Origin of the sequence: Pseudarthrobacter sp. NPDC080039, from assembly GCF_040702335.1 — a bacterium.
Classification (GTDB): Bacteria; Actinomycetota; Actinomycetes; order Actinomycetales; family Micrococcaceae; genus Arthrobacter; species Arthrobacter enclensis_A.
Map to the genome: position 1 here is coordinate 1 of NZ_JBFBKY010000067.1, position 2,363 is coordinate 2,363.

Below are 2,363 nucleotides of genomic sequence, written 5' to 3' on the forward strand. Positions count from 1 at the left end.
CGATGGCCCCGACGATTTTATAAAATCTCCTGCCACCACCGTGGCCGCGAACACCACGACACCCACTACGACCCACCACCAGGAACGCAACGCTGGAACTATTCCCGCCCTGTCTTTGTACGAGGCTGCCACGGGACTCCCCACTCGATTGCTGGGATACGCTACAAAGTCTCACGTTAGGACATACCCCGGAAGCATGCGGTCAAACCTTCGAGAGCTACCCAAGCGGTCACCGGGCGGGACGCACCGCTACTGGGTTCCATCACGAACGTATGGCTCAGTGGGAAGAGCTGCGCGCATCCGTCACCGCGCCAAGAGTGATTCTCTTCCCGACCGAAAAACGGTTACCTTCGTGCGTGGTCAGGCTTTTGGCGCGGTTCCGAGCTTCACATCCATGTGGTGTTCCTGGCCGCCGCGGAGCAGTGTAATCTTCACGGAGGCGCCGCCGGGCTGCTCCCGTACCGCGGCGGTCAGCTGATCGCCATCCTGGATCGAGCGCCCATTGACGCCGGTGATGACGTCGCCCTTTTGGATGCCGGCTGCTTCAGCGGCGGATCCACCGGTGACGTTGGTGACCTCTGCGCCGACGTTGAATTGCGAACCAGCGTCGGCGGGGTTGGATGTCACGGTCGCCCCGAGCTGCCCGTGGGTTGCGGATCCGCTGGAGATGATCTCCTGCACGATGCGTTTGGCGTTGTTGATCTCGATCGCGAACCCCACGCCGATGCTCCCAGACTGGGCCCCGGCTGTCGTAGCACCGGCAGAGGCGATGGCCACGTTCACGCCTATGACCTCACCTGCGGCGTTCAGCAGCGGGCCACCGGAGTTTCCCGGATTGATGGCTGCGTCTGTCTGCAGCACGTCAAGGCTGGTGTCCGTTTGGGTGGCCGGGGAACCGCCGCTTGAGCCGTTGGGCGGGGCGAACCGGTAGCGCCGGCCGTTGTTTCCGTTCGATCCTCCCGGTGCCTGCGGGGCGGATGAGGCAATGCTGATGGTCCTGTCCAGGGCCGAGACGATCCCGTTCGTCACCGTGTCCTGAAGGCCCAAGGGCGCACCGATCGCGACGGCCGTGTCACCGACATTGACTTTTGACGAATCGCCCAGAACAGCAGGGACCAGATTTTGGGCGTCGATCTTGACCACGGCCAGATCCGAAAGCGGATCAATTCCCACGATCGTTCCCGGGTATACGTTCCCGTCATGGGTACGGACCTCAAGGGACGCGGCCGCGCTCTGACCGTCCAAGGTTACGACGTGCGTGTTGGTCAGGATGTGCCCCTGGCTGTCCAAAACGATCCCGGAGCCTGTTCCGGCCCCGGTGGCCGTGGCAGCAGAAATGGTCACCACACTGGCCGTTGCCTTCTGCGCCACGGCAGTGATCGCGCCGGCGCTGTCCGCGCTGTTAACGGTAATCTGGGCAGGAACCACGGGGCCGGAGGCGACAACCGCTCCACTGCCTGCGGGTTGGGCGCGGAATTCCAGCCCAGCGACACCGCCGAGCAGCCCAGCAGCTACCACGGAGCCGATTAGAACCGGCACACCGAACCTCTGCTTCCGGTCTCCGACCCACGCACCCCGCCCATCCCAGCCGCCGAGTCCCCCTCGCCTGCCCCGGGCCAGACCCAGGAGTCGCGGCGTGTCACGGTCATGCTCGGTCATCAAGCCCCTCAGGTCGTCGTTACAACAATTCTGGAGGCGGCAGTTGTCTGTTGGATGGGTATAAGCTGTGCAGCCGCTGTGTCAGTCCGTGGCCTTGGAATTGCAGGAGGGCGCGGAAGCCACCTCTCCCGTCCTCACCAATCTGGACGGTTGCGAACGGGCAGGCGGTTCAGGATTAGTTGAGGTTGAAGTCGGTGACGGGCCAAAAATCATATGAAACAGCGTTGCGCCATGGCAAGCTGGCCTCGCGCACGGCAATGACCTCCCAAACCTGCTGACGCGGGCACTTCCCGGGACAACGCCCGACCTTAACCCTAGGTTTGCTTGCTAGCCAGGTCCGCCGTACGTCCGCAAATCCGGGCTGGGAAGGAAGCGCACTTCGGAACCCAGCAGTCATAAGGAAACCCCGTTAGTGCCGACCCTGAAGGTTCCCTACGGAAGACGCTCTGTAGTGGGTGGCCGGACCGGCGGCCCGGCCGACTAGCGCGAAGACCGTTGGCGAGTTGGAGTCGCAGGCGTTAGTCGCTGGAGCCGGTGTCTGTGGTCAGCCCGCGGTCATCGACTTCCTGTCGGTCTTCTTCTTCCGCGGGACCCGGTGTGATTGTCGGGTGCCGCTCCTCCGGATCGAAGTTCGCGGCAGGCTGGCCGCCCACGCGGTCTGTTCCATTGTTCTGGAACGCCGCAGCCGTTGCGGTGTTCCCGGG

Annotated in this window: 2 protein-coding genes; both read right to left on the reverse strand. The window is 63.6% G+C overall.

Features of this window, described 5'->3' with window-relative positions; all coding sequences use genetic code 11:
* Positions 1–360 precede the first annotated feature (360 nt).
* Entirely contained in the window at positions 361–1,659 is a 1,299-nt protein-coding gene (locus AB0313_RS22070) for a trypsin-like peptidase domain-containing protein (protein WP_366308479.1), read from the reverse strand.
* A 518-nt stretch (positions 1,660–2,177) separates the two neighbouring features.
* Positions 2,178–2,363: hypothetical protein (locus AB0313_RS22075; protein WP_366308481.1), on the reverse strand; the 186-nt coding region annotated here is incomplete at its 5' end.

Coding starts and splice junctions, on each gene's coding strand:
- AB0313_RS22070 (WP_366308479.1), bottom strand. CDS start 1,659: ATGACCGAGCATGACCGTGACACGCCGCGACTCCTGGGTCTGGCCCGG.